Origin of the sequence: Erysipelothrix aquatica (genome assembly GCF_009828825.1) — a bacterium.
Taxonomy (GTDB): domain Bacteria; phylum Bacillota_I; class Bacilli_A; order Erysipelotrichales; family Erysipelotrichaceae; genus Erysipelothrix; species Erysipelothrix aquatica_A.
The window spans coordinates 297,939-324,851 of sequence record NZ_WTTA01000002.1 but is presented as its reverse complement, the minus strand read 5'-3'; the positions used below and the strand labels follow the sequence as shown (position 1 = coordinate 324,851).

The window sequence follows — 26,913 nt, the reverse complement described above, 5'->3', positions numbered from 1 at the left end:
TATGTCATTCATGCAATATTTTATGGAATACGGAGGCCTCATATTTGCGGTTTTAGGAATGGGACTTGTTGTTGCAATTCCAGGATATAATAGTGGAAAAGGTGTCGGTATGGTTGGTGAAGCAACAACAGGGTTGATTGTTGATGAGCCAGAGAAATTTGGAAAGAGTCTTTTACTTCAAATGATGCCTGCTTCACAAGGTCTGTATGGTTTTGTTATTGCAATCATGACGTTAAGTCGTTTGCACGTCGGCATGGGCTTGCAAGAAGGTTTATACATCTTTATGGCATGTTTACCAATGATTATTGTTGGTGGACCCACTGCACTCGCACAAGCTCGTGTCGCCGTATCAGGAGTTCATCTGCTAGCACGCAACGAAAATGAAATGACGAAAAATATCATTTATGCGGTTATGGTTGAGACGTATGCATTACTTGCATTTGTATCATCAATTATTATCTTAAGTACGGTGACGTTCTAATGACTCAAACAGGATTTGAATTGATCTTAGCATCCATTCAAAAATCTGCTGATGCATCGTTTCAAAAAACGGTAGAACAAGCTCATGAAGCTGGCCGAAAACTTTACGATCAAATGATACAAGAAGGTCATGACCGGGAAGCACTTCGGCTGAAAAAGGTTGAGGCGGAAGCAAAACAACTCGAAAAACGAACATTTCGAAATATCGAAAAACATGAGCATGAACGGATTGAGAATCTCAAGCATGAATTTGTGTCGAGAGTTTACGATGATGTGATTGTGACATTTGAAGACTTAAGTCCAGAACAAACAGTGCTCTTAATTAACAATGCTTTAAGCAAAGACGAAACGAAAAAACCGCGTATTTTGATCTGCGAAGCGCATTATCAAGTGTGTTTGGAAACATTTGGACAGGGATACCAAGTTGTCTGTGATTCCTCCATTCAAAATGGCTTTGTACTTAATTACGACAACTATGATGTGAATGTAGAGTACAAACAATACTTTGAAATGAATCGAGAATTATTCACGACAAAAATTTATCAAATTTTGTTTGGTGACCATCATGAACGCTAGTGTTTCAATGCTTAATGTGCTCTTGAATCGTGAGATAGTATCCTTAAAAAAAGAAATTCAACGCGCATCAGGTCAAGAAGGAGTCAATATGTATGCTGCCGACGCGATCATCAATGAGCATGTTTCGAATCTTAAAAGCATGCTTGTTCACCACGGAATTGATACACTATATATCCAGCTAATTACACTAACCTATGATTTAGAGACCTCAAAAAAGGTTGATCAGCAACTCGATTTGATGTTGCGTGACGTATGCCAACAATCATTTCATCTGAAAACTGCGAACCGTTATGCCGCAATGTTACTCGATTATGCGAACATTCTACGACACATGCATGAACAGGACATTGATACAAGCGCAGTTGGCTTAATTTCAGCGGAAGCATATCAACGATATGCCGATGTGAATCATTTACTAATCCACAGTCCCTATCATGCGACGATGCGTGATGTGACGGTCAATAACATCATGCGATGCTTTGATGAAACGGTATTTCATTTCTTTGATGATATGCTTAGAGATCTAACAACTGAGGACGCAACATTTGTACTCGGAATTCAATATATGTTACACCTCAACAATCTTAAGATTTATCTAAAACGTCCGTACTTAGATACACCGATTGAAAAATACATAAGGAGATATGATGCATAATATACTCTATCTTTCCTACGACGATGGCCATGCGTTACTTGAGAGTATGGGCATCGAAGTGTATCGCGTTAAACGTCATGAATCAATAGCACCATTACTACGCGAATTGAAACAAAACCAAAAAGAACTTATCCTTGTGGATGAAACGATTTATCGAGACCACAAAGAAACCATTCAAAATTATAATACAGACCCACTTTTAACCATCGTGATGCTATCGGATGGTGTTGGGTCCCATAAAGAAGCACAGAAGCGGCTCCACGAATCAATTGAACAAGCGATTGGAACGCTTAAAGTTTAGGAGGAATTAGTTTGAATTATGGAACAATAACCAAAGTATCAGGACCCTTAGTGGTCGCAAAAGATATCCCAAGCGCGCGCTTGTACGACACCGTTTATGTATCAGATAAGAATTTACTCGGTGAAATAATAGAAATACGCGGCAATAAAGCATCTATCCAAGTGTATGAGGAAACATCAGGCATCAAAATTGGTGAACCGGTTGTTTCAACACACCGTCCACTTAGTATAGTTTTAGGACCAGGTATCCTGTCGCAAATTCTAGATGGGGTGGGGCGAAATCTTGAAACATATGCTAAAAATGTTGGAGAATTTCTTGCCCGAGGCCTTCATTATGATGCCATCGATACAGAAAAAAAATGGGACTTCATCCCAAGGGTTGCCATCGCTGATTATGTAACTGAAGGCGAGATTGTAGGACATGTAATGGAAAATGGCATTGAACATCGTATAATGGTTCCCCACGGATTAAATGGTGAAGTCATTGCTATCTATCCAGGAATGAAGAATGTCACAGAACCCGTTGTGGTTATTAAAAATGAAGAAAGAAACCATGATATTGTGATGATGTCTTATTGGCCGATTCGAAAATCACGTCCCTACTTACAAAAAGAAATGCCCAATGAGCCCCTGATTACAGGACAACGAATTATTGATACGTTCTTTCCTGTTGCTAAAGGTGGTACCGCTTGTGTTCCAGGCCCCTTTGGATCTGGAAAAACCGTTGTACAACATCAGCTTGCGAAGTGGTCCAACTCGGACATGGTTGTCTATATTGGGTGTGGCGAACGAGGGAATGAAATTACAGATGTTTTAAATGAATTCCCACAACTCGAAGATCCCCGTACCCAGCAACCGCTTATGAATAAAACAATCCTTATTGCAAACACCTCGAATATGCCCGTAGCAGCACGAGAGGCGTCAATCTACACAGGAATGACGATTGCTGAGTATTTCCGCGATATGGGCTATGATGTATCACTCATGGCTGACTCAACATCTCGATGGGCAGAGGCTCTTCGAGAAATGAGTGGACGTTTAGAAGAAATGCCAGGAGATGAAGGATATCCAGCCTACTTGAGTTCCCGCTTGGCTGATGTTTATGAACGAGCAGGTGTGGTCCAAACGCTAAACAAGCAACATGGATCTGTGACAATGATTGGAGCTGTATCACCGGCTGGGGGAGATTTGTCCGAACCGGTAACACAAGCGACCCTTCGAATTGTCAAGGTTTTCTGGGCATTAGATGCATCATTAGCCCACATGCGTCACTTTCCGGCTATCGATTGGCTCGAAAGTTACTCGTTGTATCAAAAACCTACAGAACGGTTCTTGAAACAAAATGTACATAAACATTTTGTGAAAAATCGTCAAGAAGCTTTATCGATTCTTAAAGATGAGCAACAACTTTTAGAAATTGTACAACTCGTAGGAAAAGATACGCTATCTGACCAAGACATCTTAAAATTGGAAATAGCACGCATGATTCGCGAAGACTACTTACAACAAAATGCATTCCAAGAGGAAGATACGTATACTTCCTATGAAAAGCAAGCCAACATGATGATCGTCATTTTAGGATTCTATGCCCTTGCAAAAGAGTATCTAATTCATGATCATATTCTAATTGGAGATATTACAAATATGGACATACTCTATGATATTTCACGTATGAAGTACCAACCAAGTGATAAAACCCCAGAACTCTTGAAAATATTAGAAACAGCAGAAGAAGAATTTAGGGCTTTGAAGGAGGGGGACAATCATGAAGGGTTATAAGAATATTAACGAAGTGGTTGGGCCACTTCTCATTGTTGAAAATGTTGAAAATGTGCAGTTTGATGAACATGTTGAAATCATCATCGATAAACACGATCGTCGAATTGGCCGTGTCCTTGAAATAGAGGATGATAAAGCAATTATTCAGCTGTATGAATCAAGCATGGGAATTCGTCCTGATGAAACAAGGGTACACTTCCAAGGGAAGCCAATGAGCCTGAAAGTATCAGAAACGATGTTAGGACGCGTTTTTGATGGAAAAGGGGTGATTCGTGATAATGGACCAGTCTTACTCGGCGAAGCGGAGCGAGACGTAAACGGACGTGTCATGAATCCGTTACTTCGTGAATATCCGAACCAATTTCTCCAAACAGGTATTTCATCAATCGATGTGCTTAATACTTTGGTTGTTGGACAAAAACTCCCAATTTTTTCTGGATCAGGTTTGCCACATAATGAACTCGCAGCTCAAATTGTCCGTCAAGCCCAAGTCTTAGATGATGATGTTGATTTTGCAGTTGTTTTCTGTGCGATGGGAATTTCATTTGAAGAGTCGCGTTTCTTTGAAGATGAATTTCAAAGAACCGGTGCTATTGATCGAACGGTTATGTTTGTAAACCTTGCGAATGACCCAGCAATAGAACGAATACTTGCACCACGCATGGCGATCACCACAGCTGAGTATCTTGCATTTGAAAAAGATATGCATGTCGTTTTAGTCATGAGTGATATGAACTACTATGCAGAATCGCTGCGAGAAATTTCAGCATCACGTCGTGAAATTCCAGGACGTCGAGGGTATCCAGGTTATATGTATACAGATCTTGCAACCCTTTATGAGCGTGCAGGTAAACTAAAAAATAGAAATGGTTCCATCACTATGATTCCAATCTTGTCAATGCCAGAAGACGATAAGACACATCCAATTCCTGATTTGACGGGATACATCACTGAAGGACAAATCATTATGTCTCGCGATTTGAATCAACAAAATATTACACCACCTGTCGATGTTTTACCAAGTTTAAGCCGTCTTAAAGATAAAGGGATTGGTACAGGTAAAACCCGAGAAGATCATGCTGATGTCATGAATCAACTCTTTGCTTCCTACGCACGGGGTAAAGAAACATCTGAACTTGCAGCAATTCTCGGAGAAGGGTCACTTTCAAAAACCGACCGAGAATATTTAGCGTTTGCGCGCCGTTTCGAGCGTGAGTTTATTGGGCAAGGTTTTTATACAAATCGAAGTATTGAAGAGTCACTGGACCTTGGTTGGAATTTGCTTTCAATACTACCTAAAGGTGAGTTAAAACGTGTTCGTGATATTTATCTTGATAAATACTATAAGAAAGTAGATTAATATGGCTCGTTTAAAAGTTAACCCGACACGGATGGAACTTAAAAATTTGCAGCGACGCTTGATGATTGCAGAAAAAGGCCATCGCTTATTGAAACAAAAGCAGGATGCCTTGATTCGTAATTTTATGGAGTATTATGAAGATGCACTAAATCTTCGTAAGCAAGTTGATTATGAATTTGATGTCCTGAATCAAGAATATAATTACGCATCATTAGAACTAAGCAATCAAACTTTGAATGCGATATTAAGAAATAATCAATCATCACCAAGTTTGAAAATGGAATTTGAATCGGTTATGGGCATTGATATTCCACATTATGAACTAATTCAAGGGGAAGCACCAGCCAAAACGACTTCGGTGCTTCTAATGAATCCCCATGTCAATACGATGCAGGACGAGGGCGCTCAGAGTCTTCAACGAATCATTGAGCTAGCATCCCTTGAGAAGAAATGTTTCATGCTCTCGGAAGAGATTAAGTTAACACGACGTAGAGTTAATGCTCTCGAATACAAAACAATTCCAAATATCAAAGAAACGATTCGATATATTGAATTGAAGATTGATGACCAAACACGAAGCCAACAAGCTCGCGTGATGAAAGTTACGAATCGTTAAAAAAATCAAGCATGGCTTGATTCAAAGATAAATAAAAAAGGAGCCGAGGCTCCTTTTGTTGTATTCAGTTCTTATAAACCGCGTACGTTGTCAGCTTGTTTACCACGTTGTCCTTCAACAATATCAAATGATACTGCTTGGCCTTCGTTTAATGTTTTGTAACCTTCTGAAACGATTGCAGAAAAATGTACGAATACTTCTTCGTTTGATCCGTCAACGATGATAAAGCCGAAGCCTTTTTCTGCGTTAAAGAATTTTACTTTTCCTGATTCCATAGAATAATACCTCCCTCTAAAATATGAAGCATGTAATAATAGCGTAAAGTATTATTGAATGTTTTGGTCATATTCTTTTTAAATATTATCATACTTTATCCCATGAGTAAAGATATGAATGCGGTTTCTTTTGTAAAGTAAATAGGATTAAATGGTGGAATTTGTTTAATTGGTCGCAATCGAATAGATTGAGATTGTTCGAACTTGCTGATAACTAGACAAAAATGAACGAGAATGAGTATCCAATTAAATTACTGAACTATCCCCAATTTATGATGTGAGTTGAAGTGCTATTGCTTTAATACGATAATAAAGCCCTCATCTCTCACATCATCAACGAGATCATGTAAGGAGTCATCGTTCTCATCTACCAAATCAGAAATGATAAGTTGGTTACCATTGGACTCGAAATTAATTCCTACAAAATAAAATTCTTGCTTCTTGTGTCCATATCGGTCATAAGTAACCTGAAAAACTTTACCTACTTTATTGGTGCTTTGACTTACACCGATTTCTGTCATTGAATAATCATTGATGTAACCATGTTGTTGTTTATATGTGTACCGATAATTTGCATAGTCATGTAAGTATGCATCGACGGTGTCGATGCTGAGGCTCGTTGCATCAGGTGACGCAGATGCGGCGACATCTAGTGTAGGAGTTGGAGTGTTCGAATCGTTTGGCTTGCCTGGGTTTGTTTGTAATGGTGTCTCAATGTAAGATTCTGCTACGTTTTGTTCTGGCAGAATTTTGAAAATGTAAATTCCCGACCCCATGATCACGACAATTAAAAGTAGAATGATTGCGGATAAGAGTCCGATGATTATAGTGTATTTTGATTTCATAATGTTCCCCTTTACATTTGCGTATTATACATTATGGTCAACTGCACCTCGAAAGAATGACACGAATTACGTATCTTATGTCTTAGAAAACGGCACTTGATACGAAAGTTACACCACTTAGAAATGCAAGTTATACCACTCGAACAGATAATGTGTACTCATAAAAAAACCTGTGATATGTTTTTTCCATAAACCGAAGGGTTAAAGGAGAAAATGAAAATGAATAAACTACTTAAATTGTCATGTATTTCCATTCTATCCACATTAATTTTAATGGTAATCGCAATCCCTGTGAGTGCGGATGAAGATATCGTAAGTGCTGATGCCACAGTTGAAACTACAGAAATAGTCTATATTACCCAAACTGAGATGGATCTAATAAATATAGAGTTGTTTGGAACAGACTTCAAAAGAACGAAAAGAGATAGATATGACTATCCGAAAAGAACTACCATCAGTTATGGTAGTTACAACGGGTCATCGATATATTCAATGGCCGCAGGAATGGCCGGTAGTCTTCTAACATTTGGTAATCCAATACCAGCCCTCATGGGTTTTTCAGCTGCAATATATCAAAGAGTTTCGTACGGGACTGATTTGTACTATACAATAACGAGAACTCAATCAAGAGTTGATGGCGTGACAAGATTGAAAGCTAAAATCGATGTCTATCGAAATGCTGATTATTCTGTTTGGGTCTATGGTACAACTCTTACACGTGAGTATACTATTAATGACTGATTTAAAAAATCTCACAGGATTCTCTTATGCAATTGTAATTGTAAATCTACTATTCGGAATACTCTTTAAATACAAATCGACAAATGTAGATATTGCATCATTTGTAATTATCTTTGTAATCTTTTTGATAGATTCAGGAAGTCAGTCTCAAGAGAAAACTTCAAATAAAAAGTATCGAAAATTCATTCCTACAATACTTTTCTTACTCGTCGTTACATGGAAAAGTGTATTTATTCCTTTCCCCTATGTATAAAAGATAGACGTTATACAATTATCTATGCCCTAGATCTATGGTCTGTAGGCGAATGGCCTTTGAGAGTATCGGGTGAAGGATATTAGTGTTAATAGGAACCTATACAAAAACCACTTTATAGTGGTTTTCTTTTGTAATTTATAAACTATATAGTAGAAACCCTGCCGATATAACCGATCTTGGCACATTTTGCATAAAGGGTATTGATTTAGTTTCTGCTCACGGGCGAATAAACAATTGATGATCACGGACTAGTTTTTATCACTATTTCATTCCGAAGACAAACCTATTTTTCAATTTCAAAAACTCTATTTCTGGTATGTAATTAAAGGGAAATGTCTAAATTAATGGTATGATTGAAATGCTAATCAAAGTACAGAATTTAACTTTTACATTTGATATTGAATAGAGAGGTGCACTATGAAGAAAGACTATCGCTTAGTTGGCTTTTTGTGTATGGGTTTGTCCCTTGTTGCTGCTGTTTTAATTTACTTTATTGACCCATACTATTCACATTCCTGCAAATTAATCCATGATTTTCTACAATTCATAATTTTTCCTATAACTGTATTTGCTTCTGGTTTCTTTTTTTTAATAGAAAGAAATAAACATTTCCACGCTTCCGGATGAACAAAAAAGTTGGTGCCAATACCGAAGTATCAGAACCAACTGTTGTTTCAAATGGTGCCGCCACCGAGAATCGAACTCGGAACTGAGCATTACCATTGCTCTATTTTACCATTGAACTATGGCGGCATGTGCATTTCAATGATACTCAAATTAACAATAAAAAGCAAGATGAGAATTAAACAAAAAAGCGAAGTTTCGTGATTGCTCGAAAAGACAATGATTCATGGGTCAAAAACAAAATACTATAAGAATCAAAAGTTGAACTATGATACAATGAACAAGACAATAGGAGGATACTATGAAAGATCTAACTTTAGTAATTCTAGCAGCCGGAATGGGAAGCCGTTACGGTGGATTAAAGCAAATTGACAAATTTGGTGCAAGTGGTGAAGCAATCATTGATTTCTCAATCTACGATGCAATCCAAGCAGGGTTCAAGAAATTAGTACTAATTATTCGAGAAGAGCACAAAGATATTTTTGAAGAAGTACTCGTATCAAAAGTACGTCCACATATCGAAGTTGAATATGCATTCCAAAACATTACAGATGTTCCAGAATGGTTTGAAGGTGTTGAAGGCCGTGAAAAACCATGGGGAACAACTCATGCGCTTCTTGCAGCACGTAATACCGTGAATACACCGTTTGTCATCATTAATGCTGATGACTACTATGGCAAACACGCATTTGTCGAAATGGCGCGTTTCCTCAACGAAGAAGTTACGGATACAAACGCATCCATGATGGGATACATCGTGGACAATACAATTACTGATAATGGAACCGTAACACGAGGTGTATGCCAAAACGAAGGTGGCTATCTAACTGACATCGTTGAAGTTGATGGAATTCGCCGTACTGAAGCAGGTGTTGTTGGTGGTGAGGATCAACATCTTATCGCTGATGGAACACAAGTATCTATGAACTTCTGGGGCTTTACACCTGCTATCTTTGAAATGATGGAAGGCAAATTTGAAGCATTCCTCAAAAATGAAGTGGCTGCAAATCCAATGAAATCGGAAGCACTACTTCCAAATGATGTGGGTGCATTAATTCAAGAAGGCAAACTCAAAGTTCGTATTCTTGATACCCCAGATCGTTGGTTTGGTGTTACTTACCAAGATGACAAACCAATGGTATTGAAACAATTTGAAACATTCCAATCAGATGGAACTTACCCATCCGATTTATGGAAATAGACAAAACACATAAAAACATCTAAACTAAAGTAGGCAATTGCCTACTTTTAATTATGGAGGGCGTATGCGCGGATTTATTGAAAAACATAAAATGACAATATTTATTGTCTTAAACTTAATCTTAACGGTGGGAATGAACTTAGCACACCCTGTCACACCATCCTTGCTAAAAGATTTAAACCTACCACCACATGTATTTGGCGTTTCGTTTGCAGCAATGTGTACGACTAACTTTATCTTCGCGCTAATATGGTCGAATATGGCACATAGTATGAAGAAATCAAAAATTCTGGCGATTTCATCAATCGGGTATGCGCTCGCACAAATTCTTTTTGGTATTGCGCATACAGAAGTTGAGATTTATATCGCACGTCTGATAAGTGGGGTCTTTGCAGGAGGATTCCAAGTTGGATTTATGAGTTATATTGTTAATAATGCAAAGGTCGAAGAACAAGCTCACTATATAACGATATCATCCGTTATTGTAAGTGTTGGTGCAGCGCTTGGATTCTTTGTGGGTGGATTCTTGGGTGATGTTGATGTCCGAATGACATTCATGATTCAAGCTGCAATGCATATTGTTTTAGGTATTCTGGTATATATTATTCTTGTGCCAACAGAAGCATTCGAAGAACGTAAAATTGATACGCGTAGTGTGCTCAAAGAATCGAATCCAATCAAGATTGTTAACAATGCCAAGCACTTAATGATTGGCTTTATGATTCCGTTACTAATTACGGTGTTTATTACATCAATTGGGTCAACACTTTTTGATCAGAGTTTTAATTATTATATTAAAGATATTTTCAATTTTGTTCCAAGTCAGAACGGAATTATCAAATTTATAACGGGACTGTTTGCAGTTGTCCTTAATATTATTTTGATTCGACGAAAACAAGTTTTTGGACGCGTGTTCTTACGCAATCTCTTTATCGGGATGGCGACCCTTGCAGCGATTGTCGCGTGGTTGCCAACAGAATCAGGATTTGTGGGCGTATCATTACTTTGGTTTGGCGCCTATACAGTTATGATTCCTGCACTACAGAATGCAGTTTTATCGAAAAAACAAAATGCTACCGAAGGAAATCAATTAGCAGGTTTATATAATGCACTAATGATGTTTGGAAAAATCTTTGGAGCACTTGTAACGAGTGTTGTTTACACGATCAATCCGATTTTAAGCTTTGTAGTTTCGGGCGTGTTATTCTTGATTGCCTTTGTGATTATTGCGATGGCTAAAGAAACCCCAGCAACACAGCACTAAAAAAGTAAGTGTCCCAAAGGCACTTACTTTTTTAGTCGTGAAAACGAATAATTGTTGCTGTGAGTGGATCAAGAATCAAGGTTTGGCCTTTAAGTAAAACGCCATCAATAAAATCCAAACCGTTCAGGTTAACGTTTGTACGGTCTGCAATTATGGTTCCACTTGAAAGATGTCGAGCATATCCTGACAAATCAATATAACGTTCAATACTGTCAGCATTTACAACAACAAGATACTCACACAGACATTTAGGATCATATGCTGAGTAGGCAATAACGAGGTCATTTAAACCAATGCAGTTCGAACTGATGAGCCGCACGTTCTCGTGGATGGCTTCTTTTGTCGCGTGTGTAAATGCATGTGTGCTCTTTCGAAGTGCAATCAGTCCAGCTGTATAATTCATGGTTTTGACGTGCTCAGGGTAATTGACGAAGTCTGTCACCTTACGCCACTCAAAACGATTAATGAGGTCACTAGCTTGATAAGAATCATGTACAAAATAAGGATTCTCGAAGGGAGTACCATCTTCGTTATGCATCATGGTAGATTTATAGGGAATTTCTGAAACGGTATCAAGAATTTGTTTCGTACGTCCGTACTCTTGACCAGCATGTAGAAATGCGGTTCCTTGAGCGGTAAGAATCATAAGATTGCCAAGTCGTTGTCGTTGCAAGATTTCGTTCTCGTAGAATTTTGGATCTTTCCGTATTGATTGAGCGAGGACATCGTGCAACGTGAGGTTATCATGGGCTGCGATGTAGTTAACAACATCCCCTGGATCATCGGCATAAAAATTACTAGGATTCGCAATAAGATTGTCATAAATAGTGTGAATATTACGAGCGCCACCTGTGAGAAAACGTGGTTGCCCTTCGCTCCCATAACCTGACTTTAACTCATTTCGCATTTCGTCGGAGAAAGATCCAACTGCTTGGGTGAATTGCATCCATTGCTGATCTGCGGCATGGTCAATACGGATTCCCTCATCACCTGCGTAGGAAAGCCAACCTTCACCAATCATCAAAACATTCGGGTTGATGGCTTTTGCTGCGTCAAAGGCATTTTGGATGGTGGTGGCATCATGGTCACCCATCATATCGAATCGGAATCCATCAATTTTAAATACTTCTGTAAAATAACAAATGGAATCGATTAAGAGGCGTCGGCTCATTGCGTGAGTCGTTCCAAGACGACCGCCACCGAAACTCTCTCGAGGTGATGCATCCAGATTCATAAAATGATAGTAATTGGGTTCAATGTCTTCAAGGATGTGCATTTGGGCTGTATGGTTGTAGACAACATCCATGGTAACGCCCATGCCACGATTGTGGATTTCTTGAATAAGATTCTTGAATTCGATGATGCGCAGCTCGGGGTTGCGTGGGTCTTGTGAATACATTCCGCTTAGTGAGAAATAACTATGTGGATCATAACCCCAGTTGTAATTGTTGTTGGAAGATGTGTAGTTTAAAAGACGATCGCGGTTAAGTTCGTCAATGAAGTAGTAACTCATAACGGGTAAGAGTTGAATGTGGGTTACACCTAGATTTTTAATATAATCAAGCTTCTCAATGAAGGATGCGAATGTTCCAAACTCGGCTTGAAGTGTTTCCGAAATATCAGGGTCTGAAGTAAAGTCGCGAACATGGATCTCATAAATGATGGCATCCTCACGTGTTTCATACCCCTGAATGGATGCAAAATCGAGTTCTGGACCTAGCTGTTGAGCATTTACAATGGCGCCTTTACCAATTGTAGAACCGTTGTCGCTTGCCCATGCCGCCATGGACTGAGCATAAGGATCTAAAGTGAGATAGGTTTGACCATCACGAAGGATTTCAAACTGATAATAGAACCCGCGAACTGAAGAGCGTGATGTATTTTCACTATTTAGAAGACCATGCCATACCCCATGCGTTCTTCTAGCCAACGCAAAACGTCCAATGACGATCTCTGGATTATCTTTATCGTAAAGAACAAGCGTCACCGTTTCTGCACTTGGCGCCCATAAATAAAAATCTGCGGTTCCGTCAGGATACAACAAAGCCCCCAAAGGTCCATCATATTGATAAAGTTCATCTTTGAGCTGCCAAGCCATGATGACGGGATATGTCGCGCCACCAAGGGAAATATGTGTTGGATAGTTAATATCATAATCGCCGATCAAATACACAGTATGTTGATCATATTCGATTTGAACATCGACCGGTTTGAATTGCATGGATTTGTTTGTAAGCATAAGCTTCTCTAAAATATTGTCAGTGGTAAAACCTGTGGTCGTTGTGAACTGGAGAATAACAACACTGTCATTAACCAGTAGTGCACTTTTTATTATTGATTCAGAGTTGTGATCGGGTTCGGGATACATCATAAAATCACCCTTTCTAAATTATTCAACATGAAACATGTTTCGGTTGAACAAAATTAAGCCTTTAAAGTATACGGCAAGAATTGCAATACATGCAAGTTATGCCATAAAAAGAGAATCCAAAGTCATTAATGAAGCCTAAACGGCAAATATTGACTTTGGATTCGTGGTGAGATTAATAATTCTTGGTATCGGGGTCTGGTGCTGTTCCCGCAACGCCATGTAACGCATCGATTCGGGCCATATCCTCGTTAGAAAGTTCAAAATCATGGATTTGGAAGTTTTCTTCGATGCGTGAAGGTGTTACCGATTTGGGTAACGGCAAGAATCCGTGCTGTAAGGACCAACGGAGTGTTACCTGTGCAACGCTACGGTTATACTGTTTCGCTATCGCGATGAGTTCCGGAACTTCAAAAAGATTCCCGGTTCCCAATGGACTGTATGCTTCTGTAAGCATGCCGTGGTCTGTATTATATGCCACAAGCTCGGCCTGCATATCGCTAGGGTTTAAGTAAATTTGGTTGACCATAGGTTTGATACGAGCGGTTTCGTACAGTGCTTCAAGATGATGTTGGTGGAAATTAGATACACCAATCGCACGAAGTTTGCCTTGATCGTATGCATCCTCGATAGCGCGCCATGTTTCACTGTTAATGCCTTTCCAGTCATCACGATACGCGACAGGGTTGGGCCAATGGACTAAATACAAATCAATGACATCAATTTGTAATTTTTCTAAAGATGCGTCAATCGCAGTCATAACCTCGTCATAATGACGCATATCGTTCCATAACTTTGTAGTGATAAAAAGGTCGTTGCGATCAATGCCACTTTCTACAATTGCATCCCCAACACTTTGCTCGTTACCATAAATGGTTGCAGTATCGATGTGACGGTAACCGACATCCAAAGCTTTGAGCACAGACGCTTTAGCAACGTCGCCATCCGGGGTTTGCCAGGTTCCAAAACCGATTGCAGGTATTTCAACGCCATTTGTTAATGTATAGTTTTTCATGTGTGATCCTCCTACATGTAATTATACGTTATATTCAAACAGAGATAAATTAAAAGCCTCTTTGAAGAGGCTAAAAGTTGAAGAGAGTTTTAATGATATTCCCACCCGCAATAAACGTTCCAATTGAACTGAGCAAGTTGGTGAGTAACAGTACGAGTAAAATACGTAAGACCTTATTTTGAAACCAGCATGTTGGCTTTGTGATGTCGTCTGACAAAGCGTCAAAGTCCTTAGTGGTCGGTGGGCGTTGATAAGCTTCCATGAGACCTGCGAAAATCCCAACTGCAAGAAAGGGGCTCAACGTTCCAATCGGCGCAGTGACGAGCGTGGTAAGGATGGTGAGTGGGTGTGCCCCGGCAATGATAGCCCCCAGTGTTGCAAGTCCGGCACTTAGACCCATCCACACAAGAAACTGCTGTAATCCTACTTGTGGGTTTCTAAAAGTAAGCAATGTTACAAGTAGAATCAAGATTCCAGGAACAAGCCATTGAACCCAAGAATTCTTTTTCTTAGGAGGCACAACATTGAGCTCGCTTAGCGAATGTGTTTCATACAAAGCTTCGATAATACCCTCGGTATGCGCGGCACCAATCACAACAACTAATGTATCACCATAAACGGCTTTGATTTTCTCGGCCATGTAGTAGTTACGTTCGTGTAAAAGGCGCAACGAAACATCCGGCAAATGCTCATCCATTTCACGTACCGCTTCAAAAAGTAAGTCACTTTGTTTTAAGGCTTCAATATCAGTGCCGTCAACAGTGTCATCTGTGAAGAAGCTTGTGATTAATGTTGCAATTAGGTTAAGTTTCTTCCAAAATGTCAGATTACGCCATATGCGCTGAAATGTCACTTGAACATCACGGTCAATCATGTGTGTTCGTGCACCAACCGCTTGGGCACTTTCGATTGCCTGAAGCATTTCTTGACCAACTTGGGTGTCAAGGTCATCAGCCATTCGCTTCTGATAGGATGATAGAATCAAGTTGGTTACAAACGATCCGACTTTTTTATTTTTAATGACGTGTTTGATATCGATGTCTTTTTGTTCATCACGATGCTGTAGACTATGTGCGCGTTGCGCATCGAGCTCAATACAGACGGCATCGGGTTGCGTTGTTTCAATCACCATTTTAACTTCTTCAATGGATTCTTTCGATACGTGGGCAGTAGAAACAAAATGAATCACTTTATTTTCAAAATTTATCGTTTTCATGCAATTACCTCTAGCCCTATGATACCAAAAAATACTCTAAGATTGGAATTTTTAAATAAATTGCGAAAAGTATGAATAAACTTGTGAAAAAGCATATTAAAATGCGTAAAATCATGTATAATGAAACGCGGTGATGGAAAGATGTTACATTTTAATTTAAGAAAAATTAGAAAAGAACTCCGTCTAACACAGAATAAATTAGCTTCACGTATAAACTATTCGCAACAAGCTGTTGCGAAATGGGAAAGTGGGAACTCGAATCCTGATATGAGGAACCTCATTCGTCTTTCAAATGAATTGAAAGTAACGATTGATACCCTGGTTCGAGAGGTACCCGACGCAATCGATCAAAAGCATTGTGCAGTGAGTATTAAGAGAAATTTATTCCACGTTGTTAACAACGTGAGTTCACACGAAGAACTAGGTGTTGATTTATATAGCCTGGATGAAGCTGACAAGCTTTTACTTGTCGATGAATTGTTCGATTGTCTCGTCAATAGTTCGGTAATCGCAAGAAACACAGCAGAATAACAACATAAGTGTTTGATGGAAGGAGCGAAAGCTCCTTTGTTTGTGTTAAAATCAAGACAACAGAAACGAGGCAATATCTATGAAAGTTGCGGTAATTAGTGATATTCATTCGAATTTGAACGGACTGGAGTGGGCGATAAGTGATGCTCAAAGCCGAAATGTAGATCAGATTATTTTTCTCGGTGATTATATTACAGACGGCTATCAAGATAACGAAGTACTGGATTTGGTGAGGGAATATGGAGAAATCCAAATCTCTGGAAATCGAGAACGCATCTTTGAAACATTTGATTTCAATCATGTACCCATTAATCTGGAACCAATCGCATGGACGTATGCGAATTTAACCCAAGCAAATCGTAAATACATAAGAGCATTGCCTAAAGTTGAAGAAATAAAATTGGGTAACTATCGCGTTCTTGTGATCCATGGCGATGGCTTTGAACACTATCCGTCAATTGAAAAGGCGTTTGACAATCTTATAACAGTTTATGATTTTAATGTTTGTCTATTTGGACACTCCCATGATGCTCAAAATTATTACTATGGCAATAAATACTTTATCAATCCTGGTTCTGTGGGGATTCCGATTACACAATACGGGTACCAATACAAAATTGTGACCTTTTACCCAGAACTTTCGATAGCAACTTACAATAGACAAACGTACCACCATTTATCTACGGTTGTGGAAGACTATAAACAGTCTCAATACTATCGCGATAATCCGCTATGGGCATCACTCATCCTCCGAAATATAATAACGAGCGAGGATTCTGGTCCAAAGTTTTGGCGATGCTTCCATGAAGTTGCAACGTCATACAATCATCTAAGTCTGAGCGATCAATGGCGACTTGCGTTTTCACTTTATAATACACGTCATTGTAAGTCAAAACATCGATGTATCCCTAAAATTCCAGATAATAGTCTCTAAAAAACGGCACATCAACAAATATGTAATACTTTCTAGAAATAAATGGAAAAAATGTCGCGATAAGATTGACATTCGCTCAAATGTTGGTAAAATACTAGTGTTATCAAAATATGCCAAAGACAGCAACGGCCTAGCGCTTAATCATGTTGCCGAGGTAAAAGTATAAAAAACTTTTAAACCTACGTCTTTGATGTGGGTTTATTTATTTGGTTATAATTTGATTTCCGCGAGATCGAATGGAGGTGAATCATTTGCGTAACGAAGTCTTAGAAAATAAGAAAGCAGTTGTTGCAGAGATTCAAGATAAGGTTAAAAATTCAGCATCATCAATTATTGTTGAGTATCACGGATTAGACGTTGGTCAAATTACAACATTACGTCGCCAACTTCGTGAAGAAGGAATTGAGTTCAAAGTTTACAAGAACAAATTATTCCAACGAGCAGTTGAAGGTACAGAATTTGAAGGCTTAAAAGATGAATTAGTAGGACCTAACGCTGTAGCGTTTGGTACTGATGCAGTGGCACCTAGCCGTGTACTTGCACAATTTGCTAAGAAAAACAAAAAATTAGTCCTCAAGGCTGGTGTAGTTGACGGAAACATCGTTAACGCTGAAGAAATTAAAGAACTTTCAGCATTACCAAACCACGATGGCATGATTTCAATGTTACTTGGTATGTTCCAATCACCAATCCGAAGCTTTGCATATGCTGTGTCACAAGTGGCAGAACAACGTGCAGAAGCTGAAGGAGTTGTTGTTGAAGAAACAGCTGCTGAAGCAGTAGCTGAAGAAGCTACAGAAGAAGTAGCAGCAGAAGCAGTTGTTGAAGAAACAACTGAAGCTTAATTAGAAGGAGAAAATTTACAATGGCTAAATTAACATCAGAAGAATTAATCGCTTCCCTAAAGGAAATGACAATTCTTGAATTAAACGAATTAGTAAAAGCAATCGAAGAAGAGTTCGGAGTTAGCGCAGCAGCTCCAGTAGCAGTTGCAGCAGCAGGTGCTGAAGAAGAAGCAGAAGGACCAAGCGAAGTTTCAGTTTACATCAAAGAAATTAGCGGTTCAAAAGTTGGAGTCATCAAAGCACTTCGTGAAATCACAGGTCTTGGTATGATGGAAGCTAAAGCATTAGTTGACAGCGCACCAGCAGCAATCAAAGAAAACATCAAACCTGCAGAAGCTGAAGAGCTTAAAGCTAAGCTCATGGAAGCTGGCGCAGTTGTTGAAGTTAAATAATTCAAAACTGATTGAAGATAATCTGTGAGTCATTACTTTACAGACAATTCAGATCTAAAGCAAAACCGGAAAGAAGTTCCTTTCCGGTTTTTAGACATTGAATATGTCGTTCATTCAGACGATGGTGTGTTTTCTAAAAATGGTCTTGATCGAGGGACCGAAGTCCTTCTGAAAGTTGTAACAAATCAAGAATTAACGGGAAATGTTGCGGATTTAGGAAGTGGCATTGGTGTGATTGGCGTTATTTTGTCATCATACTTTGATATCAATATCACAGGGGTTGATGTTAACCCACGTGCAGTTGAACTCGCAAACTTAAATTTCAAACGGTATGATGTAAAAGGAAAAAATATCGTTCAAGATGGGTTGATGGGAACGTTTGATGCAGTCATAAGTAATCCCCCAATTCGTGTTGGAAAAGAAAAATTATACGAATTATTCGATTCGGCGTACGAATCACTTACTCGCGGTGGGTCATTCATATTTGTTATGAGAAAATCTCATGGTGCTAAAAGTGCGCAGGCAAAATGTATCGAATTATTTGGTAATTGTGAACTACTAAAAAAAGACAAAGGTTTTTATGTCTATCAAGCCAAAAAAGATTGACTTATGGATCACGAAGTGATAACATATAAAATTGCATAATAGTGGATTTATGCGCGTTTTTTTGGTTGTTGTAAAAGTACAGGAAAGGATGGCATAAATGGGAAAAAACCAAGTATATAGTGTAAAGAAATTTGGTAACAAAGCGACACGTCGTGACTACTCACAAGTTAGTGGAACTTTGGAATTGCCAAATTTAGTAGAAATTCAAACGGAAGCGTATGAATGGTTTAAAAATGAAGGTCTCGATGAGGTTTTCAATGAAATCTATCCTATTCAAAGTTATAACGAAAATGTAAAACTGAAATTTGTTGGTTACTCATTCGGAGAACCGAAATATGATGTAGAAGAGAGTCGATCACGCGAGGCAAACTATGCCGCGCCTTTACGTGCTGTCATGCGTCTTGAAATAATTAACAAACAAACAGGTGAAGTTATCGAAAAAGAAGAAGAGGTCTTTTTAGGCGATCTTCCTTTAATGACAGATAACGGAACATTTATCATTAATGGTGCAGAACGTGTTATCGTATCACAAATCGTTCGTTCACCAGGGGCATACTTTAAGTCCGAAACAGATGATAAGACTGGCCGTGAAACATTCATGTCAGAACTTATCCCAAGCCGTGGTACATGGTTAGAATTTATGAGTGACGATCGTAAGGCTGCTAATGGACGTGTTTTAAACATGAAAGTTGACCGTAAACGTACAATCGTTTCTACAATTCTATTCAAAGCATTTGGTCTAAGTTTAGACTTACAAGAAGGTGAAGATACATTTGATGTTTCATCATTCAAAACATTCTTACGAACATTGGACTTACCAGTTCATGATGAGTGGGAAGAGTTAGATAGTGAACGTCGTGAGTTCTTGACATTGTATGCACTACTTTATACTGCATACTTCGGAAACTATCCTGAACTTGTAAATACATTAGCATTAGACAAAACCGTAACATTTGAGGATTCATTACGATCAATGTACGAAAACCAACGTGCAGATGAGATTCCTACAACGGATGGTGCGATTAACTTGATGAACGCGAAGTTTTTAGATCCACGTCGTTATGACCTTAACAAAGCGGGACGTTTCAAACTTCATAAAAAACTTGAAATCTTTAACCGTATTAAAGACACATATCTAACAGAAGATTTAGTAGATCTTCAAGGAAATGTGATTTTTGCAAAAGGAACACACATCACACATCGTGATGATGTCAATAAAGTTCGTGATGTATTACGCCACGGCGGATACATGAACGTGTTCCCACTTCGTAATATCTTCTCAGCTCCAGGGGTAGATACATTTGAAGTTACTGAAGACATTAACTTAGTAGGACGTATCCTTGCAAAAGATATCTACGAGGATAACTTTGAGTTTGATCGTGGAACAGTTTTAACAGAGCAAGATATTGCAACTCTCAAAGGATTCGAAATCACAATCTATACAGGAATTGCAGCAAAACCTGTTCAAGTAACAGCAGATAACGTATGGTCAGTGTTAAACTACGGACAACGTCTCTTTACATTTGGTCGTCTACAAACGGCAACTGGAGAGACATTGATGTCAGCAAAAGGAACACCTGTTGTTGATTTATTTGTACCAAATGTTAACCACCCACGTTTAAATAAAACAAATGAAAAATTGGTTACTGAATCATTAAGTGATGGACCATTAACACTTTGGTTAGTGGGTGCAGCAATGCAAGAAATGTACGTTTCGACATCAGAAGACCTTCAAGACCAAGTTAAAATTGTCGGAATGGATCCATTGTTGGATAAAACAACAATCGTGGCTTCTGACGTCTATTCAACATTCTCATACTTCTTAAACTTCTTAGATGGTTTAGGAAACGAAGATGACATTGACCAATTAGGAAACCGTCGTATTCGTACCGTTGGAGAATTAATTCAAAATCAATTCCGCATCGGGTTAAGCCGTATGGAACGTGTCGTTAAAGAGCGTATGTCAATCTCTTCAGATTCTGCGAACTTAACACCTAAAACACTTACAAACGTTCGTCCGTTAACAGCAATGGTTAAAGAGTTCTTCTCTTCATCCCAATTGTCACAATTTATGGATCAATTGAACCCATTAGCAGAGCTTACAAACAAACGTCGTATTTCAGCGTTAGGACCTGGTGGTCTTACACGTGACCGTGCCGGATTCGAAGTTCGTGACGTTCATACATCACACTACGGCCGTATCTGTCCAATTGAAACACCTGAAGGACCAAACATTGGTTTGATTTCTAACTTAACATCATATGGTCGTCTTGACCGTTATGGATTCATCCAAACGCCATACCGAATCGTTTCGGAAAATGGTGATGTATCTGAAGATGTTGTTTACTTATCAGCTGATGATGAATTCGAATATGTTATTGCGCAAGCGAACGAAATCGTTGACGGCAAACTTGTAAATGATGAAGTTGTTGTTCGTTACCAAGGCGAAAACATTCTTGCACGTCGTGAGACTGTTGAATTGGTTGACGTTTCACCAAAACAAATTGTTTCGGTTGCGACTGCAGCGATTCCATTCCTCGAAAATGATGATGCGTCTCGTGCGCTCATGGGTGCCAACATGCAACGTCAAGCGGTGCCACTCTTAATTCCGAATTCACCTTATGTTGGAACAGGTATTGAACACCGTATTGCGAAAGACTCTGGATCTGCTGTCATCTGTAAGACAGATGGTATGGTTTCATATGTTGACGCAAACAAAGTCATTGTTAATAGTGTAGAAGGAAAACCTCGCACCTATACAATGCAAAAATTCCGTCGTTCAAATCAAGGAACTGCAATTAACCAAAAACCACTCGTTAAGATTGGTGAAAAAGTATTTGCAGGAGATATTCTTGCGGATGGACCTTCAATGCAAAATGGAGAGTTGGCATTAGGACAAAACGTTACTGTTGCCTTCATGACATGGAATGGATATAACTACGAGGATGCGATCATCATGAGCGAGCGCCTTGTTAAAGAAGATGTTTATACATCAATCCACATTGAAGAATATACAATTGAAGTCCGTGAAACAAAACTCGGGCCTGAAGAAATTACACGCGATATACCAAACGTAAGTGAAGTTGCAAGTCGTCACCTTGATGCACGTGGAATCGTCATGATTGGTGCTGAAGTAAAAGAGGGCGATATTTTGGTCGGTAAGGTAACGCCAAAAGGCCAAAGCGAAATTTCACCTGAAGAAAAACTCTTACTTGCTATCTTTGGAGAGAAATCACGAGAAGTTCGTGATAACTCACTCAAAGTTCCACACGGTGGATCAGGGATTGTTCAAGACATTCGTATCTTCCGTCGTGAAGATGGCCATGACTTGCCACCTGGAGTGAGTGAAGCTGTTAAAGTATATATTGTACAAAAACGTAAAATCTCTGAAGGAGATAAAATGGCGGGTCGTCACGGTAATAAAGGGGTTATCTCCCGTATCTTACCTGAAGAAGATATGCCATTCATGGAAGATGGAACACCAGTTGACATCATGCTTAACCCATTAGGGGTTCCTAGCCGTATGAATATTGGTCAAATTCTTGAGTTACACTTAGGTATTGCAGCGAAGAACTTAGGCGTTAAATTTGCGACAAGTGTCTTCGACGGTATCGAAACAGATGAGCTCTTCCGTATCATGGAAGAAGGAAATGTCGCACCTGACGGTAAGATGGTACTTTATGATGGACGTTCTGGTGAACGTTATGATGAACGTATTTCAGTCGGTGTTATGTACATGTTGAAACTATCACACATGATCGATGACAAATTACATGCTCGTGCAACTGGTCCATATTCACTTGTTACACAACAACCACTTGGTGGTAAGGCACAAAATGGTGGCCAAAGATTTGGAGAAATGGAAGTTTGGGCACTTTATGCTTATGGTGCTGCAAACACACTTCAAGAAATCCTTACAATCAAGTCTGATGACGTCAATGGACGTACGAAGACCTATGCCGCAATCCAAAATGGTGAAGATATTCCTGAACCAGGAATGCCAGAATCATTCCGAGTGCTTAAACACGAGCTCCAAGCATTGGCGCTTGATGTTAAATTCTTAGATGAAAACCAAGAAGAAATCATTGAAAGTGAAGAACGTATTGAAGATGGAAAAATTGCACTACAATACGGAACTGCACTTGAAGAAGAACCTGTAGAAGATACAGCAGATGAAATTTCAGAATACGAAACAAATGCTGAAGATGAAAACTTTAGCATAGAAGCTTAAGGAGGCTGATGTTGATGAGTAGTAATAAAGAGTTTGCCTCAATCCAATTGGCCTTGGCTTCACCAGAACGCATCCTTGAATGGTCACATGGTGAAGTTAAGAAACCTGAAACAATTAACTACCGTTCACAAAAACCAGAACGTGACGGTTTATTCTGCGAGCGCATTTTCGGTCCTACAAAGGACTGGGAATGCTACTGTGGAAAATATAAAAAAGTACGTTACCGCGGTGTAATTTGTGACCGCTGTGGTGTTGAAGTAACAAAATCAGCTGTACGTCGTGAACGTATGGGTCATATTACTTTAGCAGCTCCAGTTGCTCACATTTGGTATCTACGTGGAATTCCTTCACGTATGAGTTTATTGTTAAACATCACACCAAAAGTATTGGAAGAAGTTGTTTACTTTGTAAAATGGGTTGTTACAGATCCAAAGAATTCAACACTTCAATACAAACAAATTATTGACGACCGTGAATACCGCGATTATGTCAATGAATTTGGACACAATGGTTTTGTCGCACAAGCAGGTGCTGAAGCAGTAAAAACATTACTTGAAGAAATGGATTTAGAAGCAGAACGTAATGATGTTCTTGCGCAACTTGAATCCGCTAAAGGCGATAAACGTAAACGTTTAATTCGCCGTCTTGAAACTGTTGAGGCTTTTGTGAATTCAAACAACCAACCTGAATGGATGGTACTCACTGAGCTTCCAGTCATTCCACCAGATTTACGACCAATGTTACAACTTGATGGTGGCCGTTTTGCAGCATCTGATGCGAACGACCTTTACCGTCGTGTAATTACACGTAACAACCGTCTAAAACGTCTTTTAGAAATGGGAACACCACAAGTTATCGTTCAAAACGAGAAACGTATGCTTCAAGAAGCTGTGGATGCGCTTATTGATAACGGACGTCGTTCAAAACCTGTTACAGGTGCTGGTGGACGTGCACTAAAATCACTATCACACAGTCTTAAAGGGAAACAAGGACGTTTCCGTGCTAACTTGCTCGGAAAACGTGTTGACTTCTCAGGTCGTTCCGTTATCGCTGTTGGGCCAGACTTAAAAATGTACGAATGTGGTATTCCAAAAGAGATGGCGATTACACTCTTTAAACCATTTGTCGTCAACGAAATGAAAGTTCGTGGAATCAGCAACAACGCGAAAGCTGCTGAAAAACTCATCGAACGTCAAGACCCTCGTGTTTGGGATATTGTTGAAGAGGTTATTCAACATCACCCAGTTCTCTTGAACCGTGCCCCTACACTTCACCGTCTTGGTATTCAAGCCTTTAAACCAAAAATGATCGAAGGTCGTGCAATTCGTCTTCACCCTCTTGTAACGCCTGCGTTTAACGCGGACTTTGATGGTGACCAAATGGCGGTTCACGTTCCATTGTCAGAAATGGCACAAGCTGAGGCAGAATTGCTCATGCTTGGATCACGTAATATCCTTGGACCAAAAGATGGTAAACCTATTGTTACACCATCACAAGATATGGTTCTTGGAAACTTCTACCTCAACATGGAACAATCTCCAGAAGAATTCTATGAAAAGGCAGACAAATTTGAAGCACGTGGTGACTTAACAGAAGCTGCTAAATGGCGTCGTTTCGGAGATAATCAAGGGAAATCATTCCGTAACACTTCAGAAGCACACCTCGCGTATGAAAACGAAGTAATTCACTTCCATACACGTATTAGTGTGCGTGCCTCATCGTTATCGAAGAAGACATTCAGTGCGAAACAAAACGACTTGTACTTAGTGACAACACTTGGAAAATTAATCTTTAATGAAATGTTCCCAAGTGACTTCCCATACCTCAATGAAGTTACAGCAGATAACTTCAAAGCTACACCCGATAAATTCTTTGTGCAGCCCGGTCAAGATGTTCGTGAAGTCATTGCAGCAATGCCTTTAAATAACGACTTTAAGAAAAAAGACTTAGAGAAAATTATCAAAGAAATCTTTGATCGTTACTCATTAACCAAAACATCTGAAATCCTTGATAATATCAAAGACCTCGGATTCAAATATTCAACGATTGCCGGTATTACAGTTTCACTTAGCGATATCAACGTTGCACCGAATAAAGCGAAATACGTTGAAGAAGGTAAAGAAAAAGCTGCACGCCTCATGGTTCTTTACAAACGTGGACGTTTGACTGCCCAAGAATGGGAAGGAAAACTCATGTCATTGTGGGACGGAATCAAAAACCGTGTTGGTGCCGAGTTAATGGAAAACTTACCGCGTCAAAATCCTATCAACATGATGGCGACATCAGGAGCTCGTGGTAACGTTTCTAACTTTACGCAGCTTGCTGGTATGCGTGGTCTGATGGGTAAACCAACTCAATCAAAATCAAAAGCTGGATACCAACCATCAATTATTGAGGTTCCAATCTATTCATCATTCCGTGAAGGATTGAACGTGAGTGAATTCTTCGTTTCAACCCACGGTGTGCGTAAAGGACTAACCGATACAGCGCTTAAAACTGCTGAATCTGGATACCTTACACGTCGTCTTGTTGATGTTGCTCAAGATGTTACAATCGTTGAGGAAGATTGCTACACAGATAACGGATATGTCGTCCAAGAAATTGTTGATCGTAAATCAAACTCAGTTGTTGAGTCATTACACGACCGTCTTGTCGGACGTTACATTAAAGAAACAATCGTTGATCCAATGACACGTGAAGTAATCATTGAAGAAGACGAATTTGTAGATGAATTAACTGCAAAACGCATTGTTAACGCAGGCGTTAAGCAAGTACGTATTCGTTCAGTATTTACATGTGAATCAAAACATGGATCATGTGTTAAATGTTATGGACGTAATATGGCTACAGGTGAAGATGTTGAAGTTGGAGAAGCAATTGGTATCGTTGCGGCGCAATCAATTGGGGAACCAGGAACTCAGCTTACAATGCGTACCTTCCATACTGGTGGGGTTGCCGTTGCAGGTGGAGAAGATATCACTCAAGGTCTTCCTCGTGTTGAAGAATTGTTTGAAGCACGTTCACCGAAGTTACCTGCGGTTATCTCAGAAATCCATGGAAACATTACAGATATTCATCCAGCCGAAGATGGCTTGGGTTATGTCATTACTGTAACGAATGAAACTCGTACAGTAGAACACTTAACATTACCACACCAACCTGCTCGTTCATGGTTGAAAGTTGGTTCTGAAGTTGAAGCTGGAGATAAATTGACAGAAGGATCCGTAGATCCTAAGAAACTTATGGAATATGCTGGACGTCTTGCAGTTCAACAATACATCCTTAAAGAAGTTAAGAAAGTTTACCAAAGTGGTGGTATTGAAATCTCAGATAAACATATCGAGGTTATGATTAACCAAATGATGCGTAAAATCATCGTTATCGACGGACAAGACACAGGAATCTCTCCTGGTGTACAAATGCACGTTGAACGTATGCAAGATATCAATACAGAAATCCTTATGGAAGGTAAAAACCCAGCACGTTACCGCGCTGTCCTTCTCGGTATTTCAAAAGCCTCTGTTGAAACAGAAAGCTTCTTATCAGCTGCTTCATTCCAAGAAACTACAAAAGTTCTTACAGATGCAGCAATTAAATCAAAAATTGATCCACTTATGGGTCTTAAAGAGAATGTTATCATCGGTAAGAAAATTCCGGCTGGTACTGGTTCAGTTCTCTACCGTGAATCTACAGAGCGTGTCAAGGAATTGGCAGCCCGCTTAAAAGAAGAACGTGAAGAACGTAACGCAGTCCAAGAAGAAGATTCAATGATGAGCGAATTTATTCGTTAACAGAGTACAAAA

General features: G+C 39.3%; 24 protein-coding genes, 1 tRNA gene and 1 other annotated feature. Of the genes, 19 read left to right on the top strand and 6 right to left on the bottom strand.

The window, feature by feature from the left end:
• Position 1 precedes the first annotated feature (1 nt).
• Genes GVV22_RS04805 through GVV22_RS04775 form a run of 7 tightly spaced genes read left to right on the top strand, consistent with a single transcriptional unit; the run spans position 2 to position 5,766 of the window.
• The gene (locus tag GVV22_RS04805; RefSeq protein WP_159634392.1) at positions 2-481 is read left to right on the top strand and encodes a V-type ATP synthase subunit K; all 480 of its coding nucleotides are present in this window, start codon (positions 2-4) and stop codon (positions 479-481) included.
• Positions 481-1,056: a hypothetical protein gene (locus GVV22_RS04800; protein ID WP_159649007.1), complete on the top strand. Its 576-nt coding sequence runs from the start codon at positions 481-483 to the stop codon at positions 1,054-1,056. The genes GVV22_RS04805 and GVV22_RS04800 overlap by 1 nt, the downstream gene beginning before the upstream one ends.
• The gene (locus GVV22_RS04795; protein WP_159649006.1) at positions 1,046-1,711 is read left to right on the top strand and encodes a hypothetical protein; all 666 of its coding nucleotides are present in this window, start codon (positions 1,046-1,048) and stop codon (positions 1,709-1,711) included. The genes GVV22_RS04800 and GVV22_RS04795 overlap by 11 nt, the downstream gene beginning before the upstream one ends.
• A complete protein-coding gene (locus GVV22_RS04790; protein WP_159649005.1) occupies positions 1,704-2,012 on the top strand; it encodes a V-type ATP synthase subunit F in 309 nt (102 codons plus the stop codon). Before GVV22_RS04795 ends, GVV22_RS04790 begins: the two co-directional genes overlap by 8 nt.
• 11 nt (positions 2,013-2,023) lie before the next feature.
• On the top strand, positions 2,024-3,790 hold the full coding sequence (locus GVV22_RS04785) for a V-type ATP synthase subunit A (RefSeq protein WP_159649004.1): 1,767 nt from the start codon (positions 2,024-2,026) through the stop codon (positions 3,788-3,790).
• Positions 3,777-5,150: a V-type ATP synthase subunit B gene (locus tag GVV22_RS04780; protein ID WP_268890712.1), complete on the top strand. Its 1,374-nt coding sequence runs from the start codon at positions 3,777-3,779 to the stop codon at positions 5,148-5,150. The genes GVV22_RS04785 and GVV22_RS04780 overlap by 14 nt, the downstream gene beginning before the upstream one ends.
• Before the next feature lies 1 nt (position 5,151).
• Positions 5,152-5,766 carry a V-type ATP synthase subunit D gene (locus GVV22_RS04775; RefSeq protein ID WP_159649003.1) on the top strand — a complete coding sequence of 205 codons (615 nt, stop codon included), beginning with the start codon at positions 5,152-5,154 and terminating at the stop codon, positions 5,764-5,766.
• 71 nt (positions 5,767-5,837) lie between these two features.
• Here GVV22_RS04775 and GVV22_RS04770 read toward each other — a convergent pair whose 3' ends face one another.
• Positions 5,838-6,041, bottom strand: coding sequence for a cold-shock protein (locus GVV22_RS04770; RefSeq protein ID WP_159634380.1), 204 nt, complete (start codon positions 6,039-6,041; stop codon positions 5,838-5,840).
• 290 nt (positions 6,042-6,331) lie between these two features.
• The gene (locus GVV22_RS04765) at positions 6,332-6,886 is read right to left on the bottom strand and encodes a hypothetical protein (protein WP_159649002.1); all 555 of its coding nucleotides are present in this window, start codon (positions 6,884-6,886) and stop codon (positions 6,332-6,334) included.
• 219 nt (positions 6,887-7,105) lie between these two features.
• Here GVV22_RS04765 and GVV22_RS04760 point away from each other — a divergent pair, with 219 nt between their 5' ends.
• The 3 genes from GVV22_RS04760 (at position 7,106) to GVV22_RS04750 (ending at position 8,510) form a co-directional block, all read left to right on the top strand.
• A complete protein-coding gene (locus GVV22_RS04760; protein ID WP_159649001.1) occupies positions 7,106-7,627 on the top strand; it encodes a hypothetical protein in 522 nt (173 codons plus the stop codon).
• Positions 7,620-7,880, top strand: coding sequence for a hypothetical protein (locus GVV22_RS04755; protein WP_159649000.1), 261 nt, complete (start codon positions 7,620-7,622; stop codon positions 7,878-7,880). The genes GVV22_RS04760 and GVV22_RS04755 overlap by 8 nt, the downstream gene beginning before the upstream one ends.
• A gap of 420 nt (positions 7,881-8,300) precedes the next feature.
• Positions 8,301-8,510 (top strand): hypothetical protein, encoded by a 210-nt coding sequence (locus GVV22_RS04750; protein WP_159648999.1) that lies wholly within the window; start codon positions 8,301-8,303, stop codon positions 8,508-8,510.
• Positions 8,511-8,562: 52 nt separating this feature from the next.
• Here GVV22_RS04750 and GVV22_RS04745 read toward each other — a convergent pair.
• Positions 8,563-8,636, bottom strand: a tRNA-Thr gene (locus GVV22_RS04745).
• Between the two features lie 172 nt (positions 8,637-8,808).
• Between GVV22_RS04745 and GVV22_RS04740 the strand changes: the two genes are divergently transcribed.
• Together GVV22_RS04740 and GVV22_RS04735 are read left to right on the top strand one after the other, a co-directional pair.
• Entirely contained in the window at positions 8,809-9,708 is a 900-nt protein-coding gene (locus GVV22_RS04740; protein WP_159648998.1) for a nucleotidyltransferase family protein, read from the top strand.
• A 64-nt stretch (positions 9,709-9,772) separates the two neighbouring features.
• Entirely contained in the window at positions 9,773-10,972 is a 1,200-nt protein-coding gene (locus tag GVV22_RS04735; RefSeq protein WP_159648997.1) for an MFS transporter, read from the top strand.
• 31 nt (positions 10,973-11,003) lie between these two features.
• On the opposite strand, the gene GVV22_RS04730 is transcribed toward GVV22_RS04735, so the two are convergent.
• The 3 genes from GVV22_RS04730 to GVV22_RS04720 all read right to left on the bottom strand — a co-directional run bounded on the left by GVV22_RS04730 (position 11,004) and on the right by GVV22_RS04720 (position 15,571).
• Positions 11,004-13,343 carry a pullulanase gene (locus GVV22_RS04730; protein ID WP_159648996.1) on the bottom strand — a complete coding sequence of 780 codons (2,340 nt, stop codon included), beginning with the start codon at positions 13,341-13,343 and terminating at the stop codon, positions 11,004-11,006.
• Between the two features lie 172 nt (positions 13,344-13,515).
• Positions 13,516-14,355: an aldo/keto reductase gene (locus GVV22_RS04725; RefSeq protein ID WP_159648995.1), complete on the bottom strand. Its 840-nt coding sequence runs from the start codon at positions 14,353-14,355 to the stop codon at positions 13,516-13,518.
• 70 nt (positions 14,356-14,425) lie between these two features.
• A complete protein-coding gene (locus GVV22_RS04720) occupies positions 14,426-15,571 on the bottom strand; it encodes a TraB/GumN family protein (RefSeq protein WP_159648994.1) in 1,146 nt (381 codons plus the stop codon).
• A gap of 141 nt (positions 15,572-15,712) precedes the next feature.
• On the opposite strand from GVV22_RS04720, the gene GVV22_RS04715 reads away from it, so the two are divergent.
• The 7 genes from GVV22_RS04715 to rpoC all read left to right on the top strand — a co-directional run bounded on the left by GVV22_RS04715 (position 15,713) and on the right by rpoC (position 26,901).
• A complete protein-coding gene (locus GVV22_RS04715) occupies positions 15,713-16,102 on the top strand; it encodes a helix-turn-helix domain-containing protein (protein WP_159634350.1) in 390 nt (129 codons plus the stop codon).
• Positions 16,103-16,181: 79 nt separating this feature from the next.
• On the top strand, positions 16,182-17,036 hold the full coding sequence (locus GVV22_RS04710; RefSeq protein WP_159648993.1) for a metallophosphoesterase family protein: 855 nt from the start codon (positions 16,182-16,184) through the stop codon (positions 17,034-17,036).
• Positions 17,037-17,131: 95 nt separating this feature from the next.
• Positions 17,132-17,249 (top strand) — a sequence feature (ribosomal protein L10 leader region).
• Positions 17,250-17,287: 38 nt separating this feature from the next.
• Positions 17,288-17,881 carry a 50S ribosomal protein L10 gene (gene rplJ, locus GVV22_RS04705; RefSeq protein WP_159648992.1) on the top strand — a complete coding sequence of 198 codons (594 nt, stop codon included), beginning with the start codon at positions 17,288-17,290 and terminating at the stop codon, positions 17,879-17,881.
• 20 nt (positions 17,882-17,901) lie between these two features.
• Positions 17,902-18,273 (top strand): 50S ribosomal protein L7/L12, encoded by a 372-nt coding sequence (gene rplL / locus GVV22_RS04700; protein ID WP_159634339.1) that lies wholly within the window; start codon positions 17,902-17,904, stop codon positions 18,271-18,273.
• A gap of 24 nt (positions 18,274-18,297) precedes the next feature.
• Positions 18,298-18,879 carry a class I SAM-dependent methyltransferase gene (locus GVV22_RS04695; RefSeq protein WP_159648991.1) on the top strand — a complete coding sequence of 194 codons (582 nt, stop codon included), beginning with the start codon at positions 18,298-18,300 and terminating at the stop codon, positions 18,877-18,879.
• 97 nt (positions 18,880-18,976) lie between these two features.
• A complete protein-coding gene (locus tag GVV22_RS04690) occupies positions 18,977-23,110 on the top strand; it encodes a DNA-directed RNA polymerase subunit beta (RefSeq protein WP_159648990.1) in 4,134 nt (1,377 codons plus the stop codon).
• 14 nt (positions 23,111-23,124) lie between these two features.
• The gene (rpoC, locus tag GVV22_RS04685; RefSeq protein ID WP_159648989.1) at positions 23,125-26,901 is read left to right on the top strand and encodes a DNA-directed RNA polymerase subunit beta'; all 3,777 of its coding nucleotides are present in this window, start codon (positions 23,125-23,127) and stop codon (positions 26,899-26,901) included.
• Positions 26,902-26,913 lie beyond the last annotated feature (12 nt).